The following is a 21,978-nucleotide window of genomic DNA, read 5'->3' on the forward strand; positions in this document are numbered from 1 at the left end:
CCCGGTCCGCCGCCTCAGCCGCGCACCCGCTCCGATTTCGGATCATACATCGGTGCCAGCGCGGCCACGGCCTCATGCCGCACCCCCGCCACTTCGATTTCATAGCGCGAGGCCAGAACCTCGGCCTCGCTCTCTCCCCGGCAGGGCACATAGCCCATGCCGATGGCACCCCCCAGATGATGCCCGTAATTGCCCGAGGTGACCGGCCCGATGATCTTGCCATCGCGCACCAGCGCCTCGTTGTGGAACAACAAAGGCTCGGGGTCGGTCAGACGGAACTGCACCATCCGGCGGTCAAGCCCGGCTTCAGCCTTGCGCAGCACCGCCTCGCGCCCGATGTAGGCGGCTTTCTTGCGGCTGGCAGCAAAGCCAAGCCCCGCCTCCAGCACATGATCCTCGTCGGTGATGTCATGGCCCCAGTGGCGATAGGCTTTCTCGATCCGACAGCTATCCAGCGCGTGCAGCCCACACAGCTTCAGCCCCAGCCCCGCGCCCGCTTCTTCCAGCGCCTCAAACACATGCGCCGTCTGGTCGGCGCTGACATACAGCTCCCACCCCAGCTCGCCCACATAGGTCACCCGATGCGCCCGGGCCAGACCCATGCCCACCTCAACCTCGCGCGCCGTGCCGAAGGGGTGGCCCGTGTTCGAGAAATCATCGGGCGACACCGCCTGCATCAGATCGCGCGCCTTCGGCCCCATCACGCACAGCACCGATTCCGCCGCCGTCATATCGGTGATCACCGCAAAATCATCGCCCAGATGCGCCCGCAGCCATGCCAGATTGCGCTGCAGCGTCGCCCCCGGCACCACCAGAAGATAAGCGGTTTCCGACAGCCGCGTCACCGTCAGGTCAGCCTCGATGCCGCCCTTGTCGTTCAGCATCATCGTATAGACGATCCGTCCCGCCGCCACGTCCATTTCCGCCGAACAGACGCGGTTGAGGAAGGCGCAGGCCCCCGGCCCCTCGACCCGGATCTTGCCGAAACTGGTCATGTCGAACAGACCAACGCCGTTGCGCACCGCCAGATGCTCGGCCTTCTGGTTCTCGAACCAGTTCTGCCGCTTCCAGCTATAGCGGTATTCCCGCTCCTGCCCCGGGCCTGCGAACCAGTTCGCCCGCTCCCAGCCCGCCACCTCGCCAAAGACCGCACCCCGCGCCTTCAGATGGTCATGCAGCGGCGTGCGCCGCACGCCCCGCGCGGTTTCCACCTGCCGATAGGGGAAATGGTCGGCATAAAGCAGGCCCAGCGTTTCGGTCACCCGCTCTTTCAGGTAACGGCGGTTCTTCTGGAACGGCTGGGCGCGGCGGATATCCACTTCCCAGAGATCAAACGGCGCCTCACCTTCGGTGATCCAATGCGCCAGCGCCATCCCCGCCCCGCCAGACGAAGCGATGCCCACCGAGTTATACCCCGCCGCCACCCAGAACCCACCCAGTTCCGGCGCCTCGCCCAGATAATAGCGGTCATCCGGGGTAAAGCTTTCCGGCCCGTTGAAGAAGGTGTGGATGCCAGAGGTCTGGAACAGCGGCATCCGGTTCATCGCGTCCTCAAGGATCGGCTGGAAATGATCCCAATCCTCGGGCAGCGTGTCGAACTCGAAATCCTCGCGGATACCGGCCATGCCCCAGGGTTTGGCCTTCGGTTCAAAGGCGCCGACCATCATCTTGCCGGCATCGGTCTTGTAATAGGCGCATTCGTCGGGCACCCGCAGCACCGGCATATGGCCAAGGTCCGCCACCGGCTCGGTGATCAGATAGAAATGCTCGCAGGCGTGCAGCGGCACCGTCACCCCGGCGGCGGCGGCCAGATCGCGCCCCCACATGCCGCCGCAATTCACCACCACATCGGCGGCGATATGCCCCGGCTCGCCATCGGCGCTGATATAATCCACCCCGGTCACCCGGCCCTCGGCCCGGGTCACGCCCGTCACCTTGGTATGCTCGAAAATCTGCGCCCCGCGCATCCGGGCGCCCTTGGCCAGCGCCATGGCGATATTGGCCGGGTCGCATTGCCCGTCCAAGGGCAGATGCACTGCCCCGACCACGCCTTCGGTGTTCAGATGCGGATACATCCGCTTTACGTCCGAAGGGCTGATCTCCTGCACATCGACATCAAAGATCCGCGCCACCGTCGCCTGCCGCAGCAACTCTTCGCGCCGGTGTTCCGTCAGCGCGACCGAGATGCTGCCGACCTGCCGCATTCCGGTTTCCACCCCGGTTTCGGCCGCCAGCTTCACATACAAATCCGCCGAATATTTCGCCAGCCGCGTCATATTCGCCGAGCCGCGCAACTGCCCGATCAGCCCCGCCGCGTGCCACGTGGTGCCCGAGGTCAGTTGCTTGCGCTCCAAGAGAACGATGTCGCTCCAGCCCGCCTTGGCGAGGTGATAGGCGACCGAGGCGCCAGAGATGCCGCCGCCGATAATGACGGCACGGGCATGGGACGGAATCGGGGCAGCGCACATGTCAAAGACCTTTCAGCTTGGGGACAGCCAGCTTTTGCGCCCGCCAAAATGAAATTTCAATGTTCTTTTTCATTTCTGAATGCTCATGGGTGAAATTCTTCACCGAACCCCTTGCCAGCCGGCCCGGTTTCACGCCACCCTGCCCGGATAGGAGCGTGCCATGACCAATCCCCTCGGCCCCGACATCCGCGCCCTGCGCAAGGCGCGCAGCCTGACGCTGCAAGAGCTTGCGGCGCGGCTCGACCGTTCCACCGGCTGGCTCAGTCAGGTGGAGCGGGGTCAGACCGTGCCCGCCATCCCCGACCTTGCCCGCATCGCCGAAGTGTTCGGCGTCACCATCAGCTTCTTCTTCCGCTCTGCCGCCCGCCGCCCCGAAGAGCGCGGGTTGATCCAGCGTGCCGCAGACCGCGTGGCGCTGGGCAGCACCGCCTCCGGCCTGACCGAGGAACTGCTTTCCCCCAGCCTTGGCGGCGCCTTCGAGATGATCAAATCCACCTTCGCCCCCGGCGCCCATGGCGGCCCGCAAACACCCCAGCCCCCGCGCGAGGATGGCGGCACGGTGATCGCGGGGCAATTGACGCTGACCATCGACGGGCTGACGACCACGCTGCACCCCGGCGACAGCTTTCACTTCGCCGCCCGCCCCTATAGCTGGCGCAACGACGGCCCGACCCCCTGCGAGGTGATCTGGGTCATCGCCCCCCCGGTCTACTGATCCCGCCCGAACCGTCACGCCTTTGCCTTTCATCTGTCTCTAAATATCCCGCGGGGGTCCGGGGGCGCGAAGCCCCCGGGGTCCGCCACCCGTCACGCGCGCAGCCGCTCGTTCTTCGCATCCCAGAGCGGCGCATCCGCCTGCACCACCGCCGGATAGCGGGTGCCGAAGATTTCCACCTCCACCGCCTGCCCGGGCACATTCAGCCCCGATTGCAGCATCCCCAGCCCGATGCAGGCGCCAACGCGATGCCCGTAATAGCCCGAGGTGACCTCACCCACGACGCGGCCCTCGTGCCAGATCGTCGCCATATAGGGCGGGTCCATCTCGCCCGCCTGAATGACCAGCGTGCAGAAGCGTTTGGTCACCCCCGCCTGCTTTTCGGCCGCCAGCGCCGCCTTGCCGCGGAAGGTGGGCTTGGTCCAATCGACGAACCGCTCCAGCCCGCCCTGCAACACGGTGTAATCGGTGGACAGATCGCCCTTCCAGGCGCGATAGCCTTTCTCCACCCGCAAGGAATTCAGCGCGAACATGCCAAAGGGTTTCAGCCCCAAAGGCGCCCCGGCGGCCAGCACGGCATCCCACACCTTCGCGGTATCGGCCACCGGCGTGTGGATTTCCCAGCCCAGTTCACCCGCGAAAGAGACGCGGAACAGATAAACCTCTGCCCCGGCGATTTTCGCCTTCTGGAAGGTCAGCCAGCCTTTGGACAGGTCGGCATCCGACACCGCCGCGAGGATCTCCCGGCTCTTCGGCCCGGTCAGGATCTGACAGGACCAAAGCTCGGTCGCATCGGTAAGGGACAGACCGGGATCAAGGTGCTTCAGAAGCCATTCCTTGTCATGCCCCTGCGCCGTGGCGGCGGTGATCAGCAGAACCTGATCCTCGCCCAGCCGCGCCACCGACATTTCGGTCACGATCCGGCCCTTGTCATCGGCGAAATAGGCCAGCCCCAGCCGCCCGACCGGCGGCAGCTTGCCGGTGATCTGGCGCGACAGCCATTCCGCCGTGCCCGCGCCGGTGACCAGGAAGCGGCTGAAGCCCGGCAGGTCCAAAATACCTGCCGCATCGCGCACTGCTTCGCATTCCGCCTTCACCGCGCCGAACCATGGCCCCTCGCGGTCCCATGTGCGCTGCGCCTCTTCCGAAGTGTCATCGCCGGGCCGCGCATACCATGCCGCCCGCTCCCAGCCGTTATAGGGCGCATAGACGGCGCCCAGGGCCTTGGTCCGGTCATGCACCGCTGACAGCTTCTTGTCGCGCCCCTCGGGCCAGGAATGGTGCGGGAAGTGGATAGCGTATTCGTGGCCATAAACCTCCATCCCCTTTTTCACGCAGTAATCGGGGTCTTCAAAGCCGGTGAAGCGGCGCGGGTCGCAGGACCACATGTCCCATTCCGTGGCCCCCTCGGTCACCCATTCGGCCAGCACCTTGCCCGCGCCGCCCGCCTGACAGATGCCGAAGGTAAAGACACAAGCCTCAAACGCATTCGGCACCCCCGGCATCGGCCCGATCAGCGGATTGCCGTCGGGCGTATAGGGGATCGGCCCGTTGATCACCTTCGACAGCCCGGCCTGCGCCAGCAAGGGCACCCGCGCCATGGCATCGTTGATATGCCATTCCAGCCGCTCCAGATCGTCGGGGAAAAGCTGAAAGCTGAAATCCTCGGGGAAAGGATCGTCCTTGGTGACCCAATGCGCCTTGCAGTTGCCCTCATAGGGGCCAAGGTTGAAGCCATTCTTCTCTTGCCGCAGGTAGTAGCTGGAATCCACATCGCGCAGAAGCGGCAGCTTGTGGCCGACCTCTGCCGTCCAGTTTTCCAGCTCGGGGATGGTATCGAACAGCATATACTGATGGCTCATCACCATCATCGGCAGATCGCGGCCAAACCACTTGCCGACCTCACGGGCATAATAGCCCGCCGCATTCACCACGATCTCGCAGCGGATGTCGCCCTTGGGGGTGGAGACCACCCATTCGTCCCCCTCACGCCGCACGCCGGTTGCCGGGCAGAAGCGTTCGATCCGCGCGCCCATCTGCCGCGCCCCCTTGGCCAGCGCCTGCGTCAGTTGCGCCGGGTCGATATCGCCGTCATAGGGGTCATGCAGGGCGCCGCTCAGGTCATGGGTTTCCACGAAAGGATAAAGCCGCCGCAATTCGTCCGGGCCAAGGATGTTCAGGTCCATCCCCTGATAGCGCCCCATGCCGACAACCTTCTGGAACTCGCGCAGCCGTTCCTTGCTGTGGCCCAGCCGGACCGAGCCGGTGACGTTGTAATTCATCGGATAATCGACTTCATCGCCCAGACGGCGATAAAGCTCGGCCGAATAACGCTGCATGTTCATGATCGACCAGCTTGACGAGAAGGTCGGCACATTGCCCGCCGCGTGCCAGGTGGAGCCTGCCGTGAGTTCGTTCTTTTCCAGCAACACGCAATCGGTCCAGCCGGCCTTGCACAGATGATAAAGGCTCGACGCGCCGACCGCCCCGCCGCCGATGATCACGACGCGGGCAGTTGCCGGAAAATCACTCATGGTCTGCTCCCTTGTTTGGCGGCAGTATCGGCCAGCACAAAGGGGCTTTCAATCGCAGCGCCTCTTGCCTAATGATCGGAAAAAACGATCAGGGGCAGGCAGGCACATGCAGATCGAACTTCTCGACACCTTCCTCGATCTGGTCGAGACGCGCAGCTTTCACCGCACCGCCGACCGGATGCAGATCACGCAATCCACCGTGTCGGCCCGGGTTCTGGCGCTGGAACAGGCGGTGGGCGGGCGGCTTTTCTCCCGCTCGCGTGCGGGCACGCAACTGACCACCGAAGGGCTGAAGTTTCAGGCCCATGCCCGCGGGCTGCGCCACGCCTGGACCGAGGCGCAACGCTCGGTCGCGCCTGCCGGAAGTGCCGCCATGACCCTGCGCATCGGCATCCAGCACGATCTGGCGATGGGGCAATTCGGCCAATGGCTTGGTAGTTTCCGCAGGGCGGTGCCCGATTGCGCCTTTTACATCGAGCCGGATTACTCGATCCAGATGTGTCAGGACGTGGTGAAAGGGGCGCTTGATTTCGCCATCCTTTATTCGCCGCAACCGCTGCCCGACCTGCATTTCGTCTCGCTGGGCGAGGTGAGCTATCGGCTGGTCTCGTCGGCGGGCGCGGCGCGGGCGGCGCTGAACCCGGCGGATTACATCCGGGCCAGTTTCTCGCCCGCCTTCGATGCCGCCCATGCACAGGCCCTGCCCGAGATGACGGCAACCCCCGTTGCCACCGGACAGAACGCGGCGGTGGCGGGGCTGCTCTCGACCTTCGGCGGTGCGGGTTTCGTGCTTGAAACCACGGCCGAGGCGATGGTCGCCACGGGCGGGTTCCAGATCGTCACCGATGTCGAGCCGATCACCCAACCCGTCTATGCCGCGATGCATCAGCGCCACCGCCCGCAACGGTCTTATCGGCGGCTGGTCAAGGGCGTGCAAAAGCACTTCCCGGCGCGCTGATCAGACCATGGTCTGCAGCCGGTAGCCCGGGGCATGGGCCAGCCGGACATAGGTGATCGGCGCCTCTGCCGTCCATGTCATCCGCTCGGTGATGAAGAGCGCGGTTCCTTCGGCCACGCCCAGCACGGCCGCCTCACGCGGACCGGCGCCTTCGGCGGCAAAGGCGATGTCGCCCGTCGCATAAGCGACATGTGCCACCAGCCATTCATTGGCACTGACCGCCGCGAAATCCGGCAGGGGCACCGGCAGAACCGCAGGGTTCAGCCAACGCCCCTCATGCACGAAGGGCCGCCCGTCGGCCAGATGCAGCGTCTCCAGCCAGAGGATGCGCGTGCCCGGCGCCAGCCCCATGCGCGAGGTGACGGGCACCGGCGGCACCCCCTCCACCCGTTCCAGCAGGCGGAAGCCATGGACCTGCCCCCGTGCCTCCACCTCTTGCCGGATCACCGGAATGTCCAGCGTGGCCTTGCGCACCGGCAGGGCCGCCACGCGGGTTCCGGCCTTGCGCCGCCGTTCCAGCACGCCCGCCCCCGCCAATTCGCGCAGCGCGCGGTTGACGGTGGCCCGGGCCACGCCGAATTCCGCCGCAAGATCCTCTTCCGTCGGGATCAGCGCCCCCGGCGGCCAATCGCGCACCCGGATGCGGCGCAGCACCTCGGCCCTGATATCCTCCCAGCCGCTGATCACAACGCCCCCCGCAGCCGCGCCATTGCCCCGCGGTAGCGCGCCCGGATGGCTTCGCGCCCGGCATGGCGCCCGCCCGTCACGATATGCCGCCCTGCCGACCAGACCTCGGCCACCATCCGGTCATCCCCGGCGAACAGGAACGTGTCGAGCAGCGTATCCCCCGCCGCAAAGGCCATATCCGGCCCGGAGCAATCCAGCGCCAGCAGATCGGCCCAAAGCCCCGGCGCAATCGCCCCGCTGGCGCGGCCCCCGGCCACGGCGCCACCCTTGGCCGCCTCTTCATACAGCACCCGGCCCGTCGAGCGCCCGGCATCGGCCAGCATCGCCCGCCCCTTGCCCGCAAGCCGCTGCGAATATTCCAGCGTGCGCAACTCTTCACTCAGCGAAATCCGCACATTGCTGTCGGACCCCACACCGAACACGCCCCCCGCCGCGCGGAACCGCATACTGTCAAAGATACCGTCGCCCAGATTGCTTTCGGTGATCGGGCACAGCCCCGCCACCGCCCCGGCGCGTGCCATCCCCTCGGTCTCGAACGGCTCCATCTGCGTCGCATGGATCAGGCACCAGCGCGGCCCCAGCTCGACATTCTTCAGCAGCCATTCCACCGGGCGCAGCCCCGTGGCCGCCTGCACCTCGGCCACCTCGGCCACCTGTTCGGCCACATGGATATGCACCGGCGTCCTCGGGCACAGCCCCGAAGCCAGCCGCAGCCCAAGGGGCGAGGCCGCCCGCAGCGAATGCGGCGCCACGCCCAGAACGGTATCCTCGGGCAAACCGCGCAGCGCCGCCGCCGCGCCCTGCCAGAGCCGCGCAAAACGGTCGGGGTCATTGCCAAACCGCAACTGCCCCGCGGTCAGCGCGCGCCCGTCGCAGCCGCCCCGCTCATACAGCACCGGCAGATGCGTCAGCCCCAGCCCGGTTTCCGCCGCCGCCGCCGCGATCCGCCCCGACATCTCGGCAAGGTCATCATAGGTCTGCCCCCCGGGCGCGTGGTGCAGATAGTGGAACTCGGCCACCGCCGCATAGCCCGCCTCGGCCATCTCCAGCATGACCATCGCCGCAATCGCCTGCACATCCTCCGGCGTCAGCCGGTCAAGGAAGCGATACATCAGCGTCCGCCATGTCCAGAAACTGTCCTGCCCGGCACTGCGGTATTCGGTCAGCCCAGCCATGGCGCGCTGAAAGGCGTGGCTGTGCAGGTTGACCATCGCCGGAAGCAGGCAATCCACCCGCTGCCCTTCCGCCGCGGCCCCCGGCTGAACCGAGGTGATCCGCCCCGCCTCAAGCCGTACCGTCACATCTTGCGCCCAGCCTTCCGGCAGAAGGGCGGTCTTGGCATGGATCACGGTCATGGTGGCCTCATCTTGACAGCGGCTAATATGTGCAGACATAATAGCCTAAGACGCAGACATAAGGCAAGCCCCATGGCGATTCTCCTGCATAACGCGACGCTGGCCCCCATGGTGAATGGCTATGGGCTGACCGAAGACGGCGCGGTTGCCATCTTGGATGGGCGGATTGCCTGGGTTGGACGGATGTGCAATCTGCCCGAAACCCTTGTCAGCCTGCCCCGCCATGACTGCGGCGGGCGCTTGCTCACCCCCGGCCTGATCGACTGCCACAGCCACATCGTCTTCGGTGGCGACCGCGCGGTGGAATTCGAAATGCGGCTGAACGGCGCCTCTTACGAAGAGGTCGCCCGTGCGGGGGGTGGCATCCTCTCGACCGTCCGCGCCACCCGTGCGGCCAGTGAGGCCGATCTTCTGGCTTCCGCACTGGCCCGGGCCGACCTGATGATCGCCGGAGGCGCCACCACAATCGAGGTGAAATCCGGCTATGGCCTGACCGTCGCGGATGAGCTGAAAATGCTGCGCGTGGCCCGGCAGATCGCCGCGCACCGACCCCTGCGGGTGGTCACCACCCATCTTGCCGCCCATGCCATTCCCCCGGAATATGCAGACCGGGCAGATGCTTACATCGACGAGGTTGCAATTCCCTCGCTGCATCAGGCCCATGCCGCGGGCCTGATCGACGCCGTGGACGCCTTCTGCGAAGGCATCGCCTTTTCCCCGGCACAGGTAGAGCGGCTGTTCCGCGCCGCCCGCGCCCTCGGCCTGCCGATCAAGCTGCACGCCGAACAACTCAGCGACCTGAAAGGCGCCGCGATGGCCGCCGGCATGGGCGCGCTTTCGGCCGATCATGTCGAATATATCGCCGCCGACGGCGTCGCCGCCATGGCGGCGGCGGGCAGCGTGGCGGTGATCCTGCCCGGCGCCTTCTATACCCTGCGCGAAACGCAGGCCCCGCCCATCACCGCCTTCCGTGCCGCAGGGGTGCCCATGGCGGTGGCGACCGATTTCAATCCCGGCACCGCCCCCATCGCGTCGCTGCCGCTCGCCATGAACATGGCCTGCACCCTCTTCCGCATGACCCCGCTTGAGGCGCTGGCAGGAACCACCACCCATGCCGCCCGCGCCCTTGGCCTGACTGATCGCGGCACGCTGGCGCCCGGCCAACTGGCCGACCTCTGCCTGTGGGACGCCCGCCACCCCGCCGAACTTTCCTATCGCATCGGGGCCACGCCCCTTCACGCCCGCATTTTCGGAGGCCGTCTTGACGCCTGAAACCCTCACCCCCGGCGCCACCACCCTTGCCCAGCTTGAACGCCTCTGGCGGCACGAGGCGCCGGCACGCCTGCATCCCTCGGCCCGCCCGGGCGTTGAGGCCGCCGCCGCCCGCATCGCCGCAGCCGCCGCAGGCGGCACGGCGGTTTACGGTGTGAACACCGGCTTCGGTAAGCTCGCCAGCCTCAAGATCGCGCCGCAAGATACCGCCACACTGCAAAAAAACCTGATCCTGTCGCATTGCTGCGGCGTGGGTGAGCCGATGCCCCGCGCCACCGCCCGGCTGATGATGGCGCTGAAACTGCTGTCGCTGGGCCGCGGCGCCTCGGGCGTGCGCTGGGAGATCGTGGCGCTGCTGGAAGCCATGCTGGAAAAAGGCGTGACCCCGGTGATCCCGGCCCAAGGTTCGGTCGGCGCCTCGGGTGACCTCGCGCCCTTGGCCCATATGACCGCCGTGATGATCGGCCATGGCGAGGCCGAATTCGCAGGCCAGATCAAACCCGGCGCCGAAGCCCTTGCAATGGCGGGGCTTTCCCCCGTCACCCTTGGTCCGAAAGAGGGGCTGGCCCTGATCAACGGCACGCAGTTTTCCACCGCCTATGCACTGGCCGGTCTCTTCGGCGGCTGGAATGCGGCGACCTCGGCCCTTGTCACCTCGGCGCTTTCGACCGATGCCATCATGGGCTCCACCGCGCCGCTCCACCCCGAAATCCACAGCCTTCGCGGCCAGCCCGGCCAGATCGAGGCGGCCACCACCATGCGCGCCCTGCTCGACGGTTCGGTGATCCGCGAAAGCCACCGCGAGGGGGACAGCCGCGTGCAAGACCCCTACTGCATCCGCTGCCAGCCGCAGGTGACGGGTGCCGCGATGGATGTGCTGCGCATGGCCGCCCGCACGCTGGAAATCGAGGCGAACGCCGCCACCGACAATCCGCTTGTTCTCTCCGATGGCCAGATCGTCTCGGGCGGCAATTTCCATGCCGAGCCGGTGGGTTTTGCCGCCGACATGATCGCCATGGCGCTCTCGGAAATCGGTGCCATCGCACAGCGCCGCATCGCGCTGATGGTGGACCCGACGCTGAGTTTTGACCTCCCCGCCTTCCTCACGCCGAAGCCCGGCCTGAACTCGGGCCTGATGATCGCCGAAGTCACCACGGCAGCTTTGATGAGCGAAAACAAGCACCTCGCCCATCCCACCGTGATCGACAGCACCCCCACCTCGGCCAACCAAGAGGATCACGTCTCGATGGCCGCCCACGGCGCCCGCCGCTTGGGTCGCATGGTCGAGAACCTGAATGTCATCCTCGGCGTCGAGGCGATTTGCGCCGCCCAAGGCATCGAATTCCGCGCGCCCTTGCCAACCTCGGCGCCCTTGCAGGCCGTCGTGGCCCGTCTGCGCCGCGACGTCGCCACGCTGGGCGACGACCGCTACCTTGCCCCCGACCTTACCGCCGCATCCCGCCTTGTCGGCAGCGGCGCCCTCGCCGCCGCCAGCGCCTGCGCCCTGCCCGCCCTTTCCGCCTGATCCCACGAGGTTCCCATGACCAACCCGCGCCACAACACCCGCGACATCTTCCCCCCGACCGGCCCCGAGAAAACCGCCAAGACCTGGGGCGGCGAGGCGGCCATGCGGATGCTGATGAACAACCTGCACCCCGATGTCGCCGAAAACCCGCATGAACTGGTGGTTTACGGCGGCATCGGCCGCGCCGCCCGGACATGGGAGGATTTTGACCGCATCGTCGCGGGTCTCAAGGATCTTGAGGCGGATGAAACGCTGCTGGTGCAATCGGGCAAGCCCATCGCCATCGTGCGCACCCATGCCGATGCCCCCCGCGTGCTGATCGCCAATTCCAACCTCGTGCCGCATTGGGCGACCTGGGACCATTTCAACGAATTGGACCGCAAGGGTCTGATGATGTATGGCCAGATGACCGCGGGTTCCTGGATTTACATTGGAACCCAAGGCATTGTGCAGGGAACCTATGAAACCTTCGCCGAAGCGGGCCGTCAGCATTATGGCGGCAACCTCACCGGCAAATGGATTCTGACCGGCGGGCTTGGCGGTATGGGCGGGGCGCAGCCGCTGGCCGCCGTGATGGCCGGCGCCTGCTGCCTTGCGGTGGAATGCGACGAGACGCGAATTGATTTCCGCATCCGTACCAGATATTTGGACGCCAAAGCAAAGACTCTGGATGAAGCACTGGCGCTGATCGCCGACTGGACCGCGAAGGGCGAGGCGAAGTCGGTGGGCCTGCTCGGCAATGCCGCCGATGTCTTTGCCGAACTGGTCACCCGGATGAAGGCCGGCGGTCCCCGCCCGGATATCGTGACCGACCAGACCTCGGCCCATGACCCGCTGCACGGCTATCTGCCGCAGGGCTGGACCGTTGGCGAATGGCGCGCGAAACAGGAAACCGACCCCAAGGCGGTCGAGAAAGCCGCCCGCGCCAGCATGAAGGTGCATGTCGCGGCCATGGTCGATTTCTGGAATGCCGGGGTGCCGACGCTGGATTACGGCAACAACATCCGGCAGGTCGCGCAGGATGAGGGGCTGGAAAACGCCTTCGCCTTCCCCGGCTTCGTGCCCGCCTATATCCGCCCGCTCTTCTGCAAGGGCATCGGCCCCTTCCGCTGGTGTGCGCTGTCAGGCGACCCCGAGGATATCCGCAAGACCGATGCCGCGATGAAGAAGCTGTTCCCCGAAAACGCCCATCTGCACCGTTGGCTGGACATGGCGCAAGAGCGGATCGCCTTTCAGGGCCTGCCCGCCCGCATCTGCTGGATCGGGCTGGGCGACCGGCACCGTGCCGGCCTCATGTTCAACGAAATGGTGGCGAGCGGAGAGCTGAAGGCGCCCATCGTGATCGGCCGCGACCACCTCGATTCCGGCTCGGTCGCCTCGCCCAACCGCGAGACCGAGGCGATGAAGGACGGCTCGGACGCGGTTTCCGACTGGCCGCTGCTGAATGCGCTGACCAATACCGCCTCGGGCGCGACCTGGGTCAGCCTGCATCACGGCGGCGGCGTCGGCATGGGGTTCAGCCAGCACGCCGGGGTTGTGATCCTGGCCGATGGCACGCCCGAAGCCGCCAAACGGCTGGAGCGGGTGCTGTGGAACGACCCGGCCTCGGGCGTCTGGCGTCATGCCGATGCAGGCTATGAAACCGCCATCCAATGCGCCAAGGACCACGGGCTGCGCCTGCCAGGCATCCTCGGGAACTAAGGGCAGGTGCGTGACATCGCGCACCCTGCCGCCCCCATCCTCTCTCCACAAATATCCCGGGAGTCCGGGGGCTGGCCCCCGGTCCCGCAACCCACCACAAGGACGACGCCATGCATTACGCCCCCGGCAAAGAGCCCTGCCCGCTGCCCTACAGCCCGTTCAAAGCCTGCACCGTGCCGCGCCCGATCGGCTGGCTTTCCACCATCTCGAAAGACGGCAAGACCAATCTTGCCCCCTACAGCCAGTGGCAGAACCTGACCTTCGATCCGCCGATGGTGATGTTTGCGGCCAACCAATATTCCGATGGCCGCCGCAAGCATACGGTCATCAATGCCGAGGAGACCGGCTGGTTCGTCTGGAACATGTGCAATTACGCGCTGAAGGATGCCATGAACATCACCGCCGTCGAATGGCCAGACGGGGTGGATGAATTCGACAAGGCCGGGGTCACCAAGGCCGCCTGCATTGACGCGCCGGGGCCGCGGGTGGCCGAAAGCCCGGCGCATTTCGAATGCCGCTATCTGTCCACCACGCGACTGAAGGGCAATTCAGCCCATGGCTGGGTGGATGTGGTCTTTGGCGAAGTGGTGCGCATCCATGTCAAGGACGAGGTGCTGACACCCGAAGGCAAGCTGGACTATGGCGCGATCCGGCCGCTGGCCCGGGTCGGCTATCACGATTACACCAGCTTCTCCGAAACCTTCACCATGCCGATCCCCGGCGCCACGGGGGCCGCGGCGGCGGGGCTGGAGGGCAAAGCCTGATCCATGCAGGATGGGCAGATTGCCCATCCTACGGGGTAAGGCGCGGGTTCGGGCCGCCGTCGCGCCAGATCGGGTTCGACCAGGCCCGGCGCCCCGCCGCGTCGATCACCGCAACGCGGACCCAAGGGCTGTTGTTCAGCCGTTCCAGCGGCACTTCTGTCCGCGTCATCGAGGCGCCATGCACCCCCTTGGCCCCGGTGCCCCAGCCGATCGCCACGACCGAGACCACGGCCGAGCTTTCGACGACCACCCGGCCGCCCTCGATCCGCACATCGTGCAGTTCCGGGCCTTGGGTGGAATAGAAATGCCCCGCCTTCAGCGCCGCGAGCAGCGCCGCGGGTTCGTTCGCTTGCGCTTTCACCATCACCCAGCCGCCAAAGAAATCCGGCTCGCTGAAATGCGCGTCATCGGTGGCGACAAGGGTCAGCCGCCGCCCCTCGGTCAAGAGCTGGTCCAGCACGGCAAAGCCGTCGGGCCGGTCGCAGCCCATGGCGCAGCCGTGGTTATAGACCTCAACCGCATGGGCCGCCGAAACGCTGCGGGCATCCTCCATCGTCAGGCCGGACCATTGCGGATGGGCGATGGCGACGAAAGCCCCCGCCGCCACGGCCCGCGCCGCAATCTCGCCCGCCGTTTCCTGCCCCGGCACCGGCACGAAATGCGGGCTGTTCGACGGCGCGAAATCGGGCGGCAGGCCGACCGCCAGAATATGCCACAGCTCGCCATTGGCCATGGCGCCGGAATGCAGTTCGGCCCCCAGAATGGTGGTGAAGCCTTCGGTCCGGTAGCCGGTGGTGTCGCTGATCGGATAGTTCCAGATGCCAACGAAATGGTCGGTCAGCGCCAGAAAATCATAGCCCTCGGCCCGGTAGCGGCGGCAGACCTCTTGCGGCGGCAGGATGCCGTCGGAATTGGTGGAATGGGTGTGCAGGTTGCCGCGCCAGAAACGGCCCGGAGCGGTAAAGGCGGGGTCGCGCAGGGCCATGGGATTCTCCTTCCGGGCCGGATTTGGCGCCAGACTAGCGGCAATCTGCGCCGCGTCCAGTGCGCCCCTCGCCTGCGACGACCGGCTGTGCTAGGACAATCGGGCGATGGCGGAGGCGGCGATGGACAGCGGCAATCACGACCCAAACCTGCAAGGCTGCGCGGCGCTGCCTGCCGATGAAATGGCGGCGCGGGCGGCCGAGGCGGCGCTGTTCCTCAAGGCGCTGGGGCATGAGGGGCGACTGATGATCCTGTGCCACCTGTCGGGTGGCGAACGTTCGGTCACCGAGCTTGAGGCACTCCTCGGCGCGCGGCAGGCGGCGGTCAGCCAGCAACTCGCCCGGCTGCGGGCCGAAGGTCTGGTCTCGGCCCGGCGCGACGGCAAGGTGATCCATTATTCCATCCGCGACCCCAAGGCGGCGGCGATCATGGCGCTGGTCTATGACCTGTTCTGCGGCCCGGAAAGCGCGCGGCCCTAACCCCGCCCGACAAAGGGCATGTCGCGCGCCATGATGGTCAGGAACGGGATGTTCACCGACAGGGGCAGCGCCGCCATATGCAGCACCGCCTCGGCGACATGGGCCACCTCCATCACCGGTTCGGCCCTGATGCTGCCATCGGCCTGCGGCACGCCAAGCGGGAAGCGGGCGGCCATCTCGGTCAGGGCATTGCCAATGTCGATCTGACCGCAGGCGATGTCGAAGGGCCGACCATCCAGCGCCAGCGTCTTCGTCAGCCCCGTCACCGCATGTTTCGACAGGGTATAGGGCGCTGAGCCGGGCCGCGGCGCATGGGCGGAAATCGAGCCGTTGTTGATGATCCGCCCGCCCTGCGGCGCCTGCCGCCGCATCAGACCAAAGGCGGCACGGGCACAGAGGAACATGCCGTTGACATTGGCATTCATCACCGAAAGCCAGGTTTCCACCGGAATCTCGTCAATCGGCGCGGCCGGGGCGCTTTGCCCGGCATTGTTGAAAAGAACGTCCAGCCGGCCCCATTCTGCGGCAAGCCGGGCAAAAGCCGCCTCGACTTGCGCCGGATCGCCGACATCGGCGGGCAGGATCAGCATGTCATGCCCCGCCGCCGTTTCCTGCAACGCGCCCACCCGCCGCCCCATCAGTGCCACCCGCCAGCCCGCGGCGTGAAACGCCTGTGCCGTGGCCCGGCCGATGCCCGACCCTGCGCCGGTGATGAGAATGCCCTGCTGCGCCATGCTGCCCCCCGCTTTGCCTTGCGCGCCATCCTAGCCGCGCCGGACCGGGTCTGCCAGCAGCCGCAGCCCGTTCAGCACCACCAGAACCGTGCCGCCTTCATGCCCGATGACCGCGAGCGGCAACGGCAGGTGAAAGAACAGCGCCCCCAGCACCAGAACCGCCATGGCCGCCATGGCAAAAGCCAGATTCTGCCGGATCACCGAAGCCGTGCGCCGGGCCAGCCGGTGTGCCGCGGCAAGCTGTGTCATATCCTCGGACAACAGCGCCACATCGGCGGCCTGCAAGGCAACATCGCTGCCCGCGGCCCCCATGGCGATGCCGACATCGGCCCGCGCCAGTGCGGCCGCATCATTCACCCCGTCGCCGACGAAAGCCACCTTGCCATGGTGCGACAGCCCGGCCACCAGCGCCACCTTGTCGCCCGGTAGAAGGTCGGCATGAATTTCTTCCGGCCGCAGACCCAGTTCGGCGCCCACCCTTTCGGCCACGGCGCGGCGGTCGCCCGTCATCATCACGATGCCCCTCACCCCCGAGGCGCGCAGCCCCGCCAGCCCTTCGGCCGAGGATACCCGAGGCTGATCCGCCACCGAAACGGCCCCGATCAGCCGCGCCCCCTCGCCGTAATAGACCGTGGTGTTGCCTTCCTCGGCAAGGTCGCGGATGGCCGGATCGCTGACCACCGCCCCCATCCGCGCCACCAGTCGCAGATTGCCGGCCCAGATCGCCGCCGCGCCTTCGCCCGCCACGATCCCTTCGGACGGCAGGGAACGCACCCCGTCGCAGAGGCGCGGCGCAACGCCCCGCTCTGCCGCAAGCCGCCGCAGCGCCGTGGCGACGGGATGTTCCGACTGCGCCTCGATCCCGGCGATGCGGGCCAGAAAATCATCCTCGGCCAGTCCCGGCGCGACAAGGCGCAGCACTTCGGGGCGGCCCGTGGTCAGCGTGCCGGTCTTGTCAAAGGCAAAGGCCCGCACCGCGCCCAGCGTTTCCAAGGCGCTGCCGCCCTTGAACAAGACGCCGCCCCGTGCCGCAGCCGACAGCGCCGACAGGATCGCCGCCGGCACCGAAATCACGATGGCACAGGGGCTTGCCGCCACCAGAAGCGTCGCCGCCCGGTAAAGCGCATCGCCATGCAGCAGCCCCAGCCCCCGCATCACGCCATAGGCCAGAACGGCGCCCAGCAGCACCGCCACGGTATAGCGCTGCCCGAACCATTCGCTGAACCGCTCCGACGGGGCGCGGGCGGCCTGCGCCTCGGTCACCAGCGCGATCATCCGCGCCACGGTGCTGTCCGAGGTGAGGCGCGTCACCTCCATCTCCAGCACGCCGTCAAGGTTCACCGTCGCCTCATAGAGCGGCGCCCCGGCGCCCTTGGTCTGCGGCAGCGATTCGCCGGTGATGGTGCTTTCGTCCAGCGCCCCCTCGCCCGCGACGATCCGGCCATCCACCGGCACCCGCGCCCCGGGCCGCAGGATCACGATATCGCCCAGGACCAGCGCGCCCGCCGCCACCTCTTCCACGCCGGTGCCGCTGCGGCGCAGGGCGGTATCGGGCCGCAGCGCCATCAGCGCCTGCACCGCACGGCGGGCGCGGCCCATCGCCCGCGCCTCTAGCGTCGAGGACAGGCTGAACAGCGCCAGCAGGATGGCCCCTTCGGTCGGCGCGCCGACGCTGGCCGCCGCCAGCGCCGCAATCACCATCAAAAGGTCGATGTCCAGCACATGATCCTGCCACAATTCGGCCAGCGCCGACCGCGCCGCCGGCAGCCCGCCCGCCAGATAGGCAAGGCCATAGCCGATCCACGCCGCCCCCGGCGCCCCGCCATATTCCGCGGCAAGCCCGGCCATCAGGCCAAAGACCGTCAGTTGCGTCAGGCCAAGGGCGGCCGCGCTGTCGGCATCGTCATGGGAATGGGCCAAGGCTGCCTCCTCGTCGCCGGGCCTGCCGTGCAGGATTGCGGGTGGGGGGCGACAGGAGGGCAGCATAGGCACCGCCGCGGCGCGGGCAATGGCCCCAAGCGGAGGCGAAAGGTCACAGCGTGATTTATCCCGCCTGCCGCAGCGGCTCTGCCACCGGCGGCGCCACGGCAGGCGCCACCACCTTTGCCGCCGGAGCGGGGGCTGCGGGCGGCGTCAGCCGCAAGGCCCGCAGGCCGCGGTTCTGGCCTAGCCGCCCTTCGGCCACCCGGCGACCGTCGATGCCCTCGAACCCGATCCGGTCCAGCGCGGCAGAGGGCAGCGCCAGCACCTCCCCGGGCTGCAACGCCATCACCGAGGCCAGAGGCAGCATCATCCGCGCCAGCACCGCCTGCAACACCGCGCCCGAGCCTTCCACCTGCTCGGCCAGGGCGCGGGTAAAGGCGAAACCTGCCATCGCCTCATCCTCGGGCTGCGGCGCCAGAAGCGCCGGCTTGGCCCCCCGCCCTTCGGCCGGCAGGGCCAGGATCACGCCGCCCCCGCGCGCCCCATCGGCCAGCGCCACCTCGGCCCGCAGGATGCGGTAACTGCAATCTTCCAGCAACAGACCCAGCGGACGCGGATCGTCAAGGAAGCTGGCATAGCGGAACCCCCCGGCCCAGACCAGATCGGCCTCTTGTGCAAGACTGGTTTCCAGCCCGGCAAGGGCGGTGTCGATCAGCCCGGCCACCATGGCGGCATCGGTGCGCGTCGGACGGCGGGCGGGTGGCGGGCTGGCCGAAACCCGGCCCACCGTCTGCACCTCGATCATCGCCTGCAAGACCGCGGGCGACAGCACCAGAAGGCCAATCCCCTCTGCCGGCCCTTCCAGCACCGCCAGCAGCGACATTTCCAGCGGCAGTTCCAGGAGTTCGGCCAGAGAACCGCGGGTCAGCCGCAGGCTGGCCACCTCAAGCGGCAGTTTCAGAACATCGCGCGCCGCCCGCGCCAGCGAGAGCCGCCAGCCGCGATCGGCCCCCGGCACCCCTTCGGCCCCTGCCGCCCGCGCAGCCGCCAGTTTGCGCCGGATCACGCCCGACCCTTCGTCTGCCATGGCAAACCCCTTCGCTGTTGCCCGATCAGACTAGACCACAAGCCCTTTCCGAAAGATGAACGCCGGCGGCAAACCGCTTAGGTCGGGGTTAACCCCGACCTGCCTCATGCCACCTGTTTTTCCAACCGCAAGGGCAGCGTCACCCGGAAAGCCGCGCCGCGCTGGCCGGGCAGATAGGCCACCGTGCCACCCAGATTGGCCATGATCTCGCGGCAGATCGCCAGCCCCAGACCCGCCCCCCCGGCGCGGCTGAGGTCGGTCAGCCGCGAGAATTTCTCGAAGATCAGGCCCTGCTTGTCCTTGGGAATGCCCTTGCCATTGTCAATGAAATCAATGCTGACCCGCCCGGCCTTGAGCCGCACTACCACCCGCAGCACCGCCGGATCGGCGTCGCAATATTTGCGCGCATTGGAAATCAGGTTGATGAAGACCTGCACCAGACGGTCGCTGTCGGTGCGCAGGTAAACCTCTTCGCCGGTCACGTCCCGCTCCACCCGGAAGGCGCGGCCGGGGCGGGTCTGGCTGGCCGCCGCCTCGGCCCGGTCCAGCATCTGGCCCAGATGCGCCAGATCAAGGTTCAGTTGCACCGTGCCGTTTTCCAGAACCGACAGGTCAAGGAGGTCATCCAGCAGCCGGGTCAGCCGCTTGGCCTCGTCATGGATGATACGGCCATAATCGGCGACCATGGCGGGCGGCAGATCGCCTTCGGTCAGGATTTCCGAAAAGGCGCGGATCGAAGTCATCGGGGTGCGCAGCTCATGGCTGATCTGGCTGAGGAAGGCATCCTTCTGCACCGAAAGCTGGGTCAGCTTTTCATTCACCTCGCGCAACTGGCGGGCGGTGATGGTCAGTTCCTGCTGCTTGGCCTCCAGCCGGGCCGAGCTTTCCATGATCTGCGCCGCCTCATTGGCCACCGCCATCAGGTCTTCGACGGTCACGGTGGCGCGGCCGAACAACTGGCTGATCATCGCATGGGCGGTGGCCGCGCCGACCGAACCGGCCAGCCGCCGCTCAAGCTCGGCCAGAAAGGCCGGGGTCAGGTCGGGCAGATAGCCCTCTTTGCCCTGCGCCCGCGCCTCGGCCTCAAAAAAGGTCAGCGCCTCTTCGCCCAGGATGCGCTGCGCGAGGTTCAAGAGCGCCTCAGGCTCCGCCTGCCCATGGGTCCAGCCCAGACGCTCGGCCTGCGCCTCGCGGTCAAAGGCGTTGACAAAGGCCGCGCCCTGTATCCGCTCCACCGGGTCGGGAAAGGTCAGGATCGACCCGGCGCAGAAGGCCGCGCTGTTCAGCGCACAGGACCAGAAGATCGAATGCAAGAGCGGGTCCATCGTGCCGGTGCCGAACAGCGCCTGCGGGCGCAGCCAGCCGATGCCGAACGGCCCCTCGGCAAAGACCGAAGCCGGGATCAGCACATCCTGCCCGAAGGAGGGCAGGAACAGCGTCCAGCCCCAGGCGGCAAAGCCGGTGGCCAGCCCCGCCACCGCCCCGGCCTTGGTCGCCCCGCGCCAGAAGATGCCGCCCAGCATCGCGGGCAGCACCTGCGCCATGCCGGCAAAGGCGATCAGCCCGATCGAGGCCAGCGCCACCGTGCCACCCGACAGCCGGTAATAGGCCAGCCCCAGCCCCAGAACCCCCACGATCGACAGCCGCCGCGCCAAGAGGATACCGCCCCGAAGGTCGCCCGACATCGCCGCCAACGGCCGCAGCCGCAGCCAGAGCGGCATCACCACATGGTTCGACAGCATGGTCGCCAGCGCCACCGTCTCGACAATCACCATCGAGGTGGCGCTGGAAAAGCCGCCCAGAAAGGCCAGCATCGCCAGCGTCCCCTGCCCCTCGGACAAGGGCAGCGTCAAGACCATCATGTCGGGGTTGCTGTCGGCGGGCATCCGCTCCAGCCCGATCAGGGCGATGGGCAGGATGAACAGGCTCATCCCGAAAAGATACAGCGGAAAGGCCCAACTGGCGCGGGCCAGATGCCGCTCGTTCACATTCTCGACCACCAGAACCTGAAACATCCGTGGCAGGGTGATCACCGCCGCCGCCGCCAGCGCGGTCAGCCCGAACCAGCGCCCGGGCTGCAAGGCCCAGTCGGGATTGTCCATCGCGGAAATCCGCGCCACCACCGCCGCCGGGCCGCCCGCCAGCCCCCAGACCACCCAGACCCCCACCGCAACCAGCGCCACCAGCTTGACCACTGCCTCAACCGCGATGGCCATGACGATGCCGTGGTGCTGTTCCTTGGCGTCCAACTTGCGGGTGCCGAAGAGGATGGTGAAAAGCGCCAGCCCCCCGGCCACCCAGACCGCCGTGGCATCGCGGTTCGGCAGTGCCCATCCCGCCGGCGCGTCCGAGGCGAAAACCGCGAAGGACAGGGTAACAGACTGCAATTGCAGCGCGATATAGGGCGTCGCCGCCACCACCGCGATCACCGTCACCATCACACCGAGCAGGTTCGACTTGCCGAACCGCGACGAGATCAGGTCGGCGATCGAGGTGACCCGCTGTTGCCGCCCGATCCGCACCAGCTTGCGCAGCACCCACCACCAGCCGACAAAGACCAGCGTCGGCCCGATATAGATCGTCAGATATTCGATGCCCGAACGGGCGGCATAGCCGACCGCGCCGTAAAAGGTCCAGGCGGTGCAATAGATCGACAGCGACAGCGTATAGACCACGGGCGAGCGCAGGAAGCCCATCGCGCCCTGCCCTGCCCGCCGCTCGACCGCGAAGGCGACGAGGAAGAGGAAGATCACATAGGCCAGACAGGTGAGAACCAGAATGTCGAAGGGCAT

Annotated in this window: 16 protein-coding genes; 7 read left to right on the forward strand and 9 right to left on the reverse strand. The window is 67.2% G+C overall.

What is annotated here, in order from left to right:
- Window positions 1–14: 14 nt before the first annotated feature.
- Window positions 15–2,468: a GcvT family protein gene (locus HS053_RS07650; protein WP_174210637.1), complete on the reverse strand. Its 2,454-nt coding sequence runs from the start codon at window positions 2,466–2,468 to the stop codon at window positions 15–17.
- A 160-nt stretch (window positions 2,469–2,628) separates the two neighbouring features.
- Here HS053_RS07650 and HS053_RS07655 point away from each other — a divergent pair, with 160 nt between their 5' ends.
- Window positions 2,629–3,183: a helix-turn-helix domain-containing protein gene (locus HS053_RS07655; protein ID WP_174210638.1), complete on the forward strand. Its 555-nt coding sequence runs from the start codon at window positions 2,629–2,631 to the stop codon at window positions 3,181–3,183.
- A 92-nt stretch (window positions 3,184–3,275) separates the two neighbouring features.
- Here HS053_RS07655 and HS053_RS07660 read toward each other — a convergent pair whose 3' ends face one another.
- Window positions 3,276–5,717: a GcvT family protein gene (locus tag HS053_RS07660; RefSeq protein WP_174210639.1), complete on the reverse strand. Its 2,442-nt coding sequence runs from the start codon at window positions 5,715–5,717 to the stop codon at window positions 3,276–3,278.
- Between the two features lie 106 nt (window positions 5,718–5,823).
- Between HS053_RS07660 and HS053_RS07665 the strand changes: the two genes are divergently transcribed.
- On the forward strand, window positions 5,824–6,675 hold the full coding sequence (locus HS053_RS07665) for a LysR family transcriptional regulator (protein WP_174210640.1): 852 nt from the start codon (window positions 5,824–5,826) through the stop codon (window positions 6,673–6,675).
- On the opposite strand, the gene HS053_RS07670 is transcribed toward HS053_RS07665, so the two are convergent.
- Complete coding sequence (locus tag HS053_RS07670; RefSeq protein WP_174210641.1) at window positions 6,676–7,362, reverse strand: UTRA domain-containing protein; 687 nt, start codon at window positions 7,360–7,362, stop codon at window positions 6,676–6,678. It abuts the gene before it with no gap.
- A complete protein-coding gene (locus tag HS053_RS07675) occupies window positions 7,359–8,717 on the reverse strand; it encodes a formimidoylglutamate deiminase (protein WP_174210642.1) in 1,359 nt (452 codons plus the stop codon). Before HS053_RS07675 ends, HS053_RS07670 begins: the two co-directional genes overlap by 4 nt.
- Window positions 8,718–8,789: 72 nt before the next feature.
- Between HS053_RS07675 and hutI the strand changes: the two genes are divergently transcribed.
- The 4 genes from hutI (at window position 8,790) to HS053_RS07695 (ending at window position 13,979) form a co-directional block, all read left to right on the forward strand.
- Entirely contained in the window at window positions 8,790–9,989 is a 1,200-nt protein-coding gene (gene hutI, locus HS053_RS07680; protein WP_241699791.1) for an imidazolonepropionase, read from the forward strand.
- Window positions 9,979–11,514, forward strand: a complete 1,536-nt coding sequence (gene hutH, locus HS053_RS07685) for a histidine ammonia-lyase (RefSeq protein WP_174210644.1) — start codon at window positions 9,979–9,981, stop codon at window positions 11,512–11,514. The genes hutI and hutH overlap by 11 nt, the downstream gene beginning before the upstream one ends.
- Before the next feature lie 15 nt (window positions 11,515–11,529).
- Window positions 11,530–13,215 carry a urocanate hydratase gene (gene hutU, locus HS053_RS07690; protein ID WP_174210645.1) on the forward strand — a complete coding sequence of 562 codons (1,686 nt, stop codon included), beginning with the start codon at window positions 11,530–11,532 and terminating at the stop codon, window positions 13,213–13,215.
- Between the two features lie 110 nt (window positions 13,216–13,325).
- Window positions 13,326–13,979 (forward strand): flavin reductase family protein, encoded by a 654-nt coding sequence (locus HS053_RS07695; RefSeq protein ID WP_174210646.1) that lies wholly within the window; start codon window positions 13,326–13,328, stop codon window positions 13,977–13,979.
- A gap of 28 nt (window positions 13,980–14,007) precedes the next feature.
- Here the strand turns inward: HS053_RS07695 and HS053_RS07700 are convergent, their stop codons facing one another.
- On the reverse strand, window positions 14,008–14,964 hold the full coding sequence (locus HS053_RS07700; RefSeq protein WP_458358885.1) for a PHP domain-containing protein: 957 nt from the start codon (window positions 14,962–14,964) through the stop codon (window positions 14,008–14,010).
- A 121-nt stretch (window positions 14,965–15,085) separates the two neighbouring features.
- Here HS053_RS07700 and HS053_RS07705 point away from each other — a divergent pair, with 121 nt between their 5' ends.
- Window positions 15,086–15,442, forward strand: coding sequence for an ArsR/SmtB family transcription factor (locus HS053_RS07705; RefSeq protein ID WP_174210647.1), 357 nt, complete (start codon window positions 15,086–15,088; stop codon window positions 15,440–15,442).
- Here HS053_RS07705 and HS053_RS07710 read toward each other — a convergent pair.
- The 4 genes from HS053_RS07710 to HS053_RS07725 form a co-directional block, all read right to left on the reverse strand.
- Window positions 15,439–16,176, reverse strand: a complete 738-nt coding sequence (locus HS053_RS07710) for an SDR family oxidoreductase (RefSeq protein ID WP_174210648.1) — start codon at window positions 16,174–16,176, stop codon at window positions 15,439–15,441. The genes HS053_RS07705 and HS053_RS07710 overlap by 4 nt on opposite strands.
- 30 nt (window positions 16,177–16,206) lie before the next feature.
- Complete coding sequence (locus HS053_RS07715) at window positions 16,207–18,024, reverse strand: heavy metal translocating P-type ATPase (protein ID WP_174210874.1); 1,818 nt, start codon at window positions 18,022–18,024, stop codon at window positions 16,207–16,209.
- Between the two features lie 196 nt (window positions 18,025–18,220).
- Window positions 18,221–19,186, reverse strand: coding sequence for a flagellar motor switch protein FliM (locus HS053_RS07720; protein ID WP_174210649.1), 966 nt, complete (start codon window positions 19,184–19,186; stop codon window positions 18,221–18,223).
- Window positions 19,187–19,290: 104 nt separating this feature from the next.
- A complete protein-coding gene (locus HS053_RS07725) occupies window positions 19,291–21,978 on the reverse strand; it encodes a sensor histidine kinase (protein WP_174210650.1) in 2,688 nt (895 codons plus the stop codon).

The organism is Tabrizicola fusiformis (assembly GCF_013328815.1).
In the GTDB taxonomy this organism is placed as follows: domain Bacteria; phylum Pseudomonadota; class Alphaproteobacteria; order Rhodobacterales; family Rhodobacteraceae; genus Fuscibacter.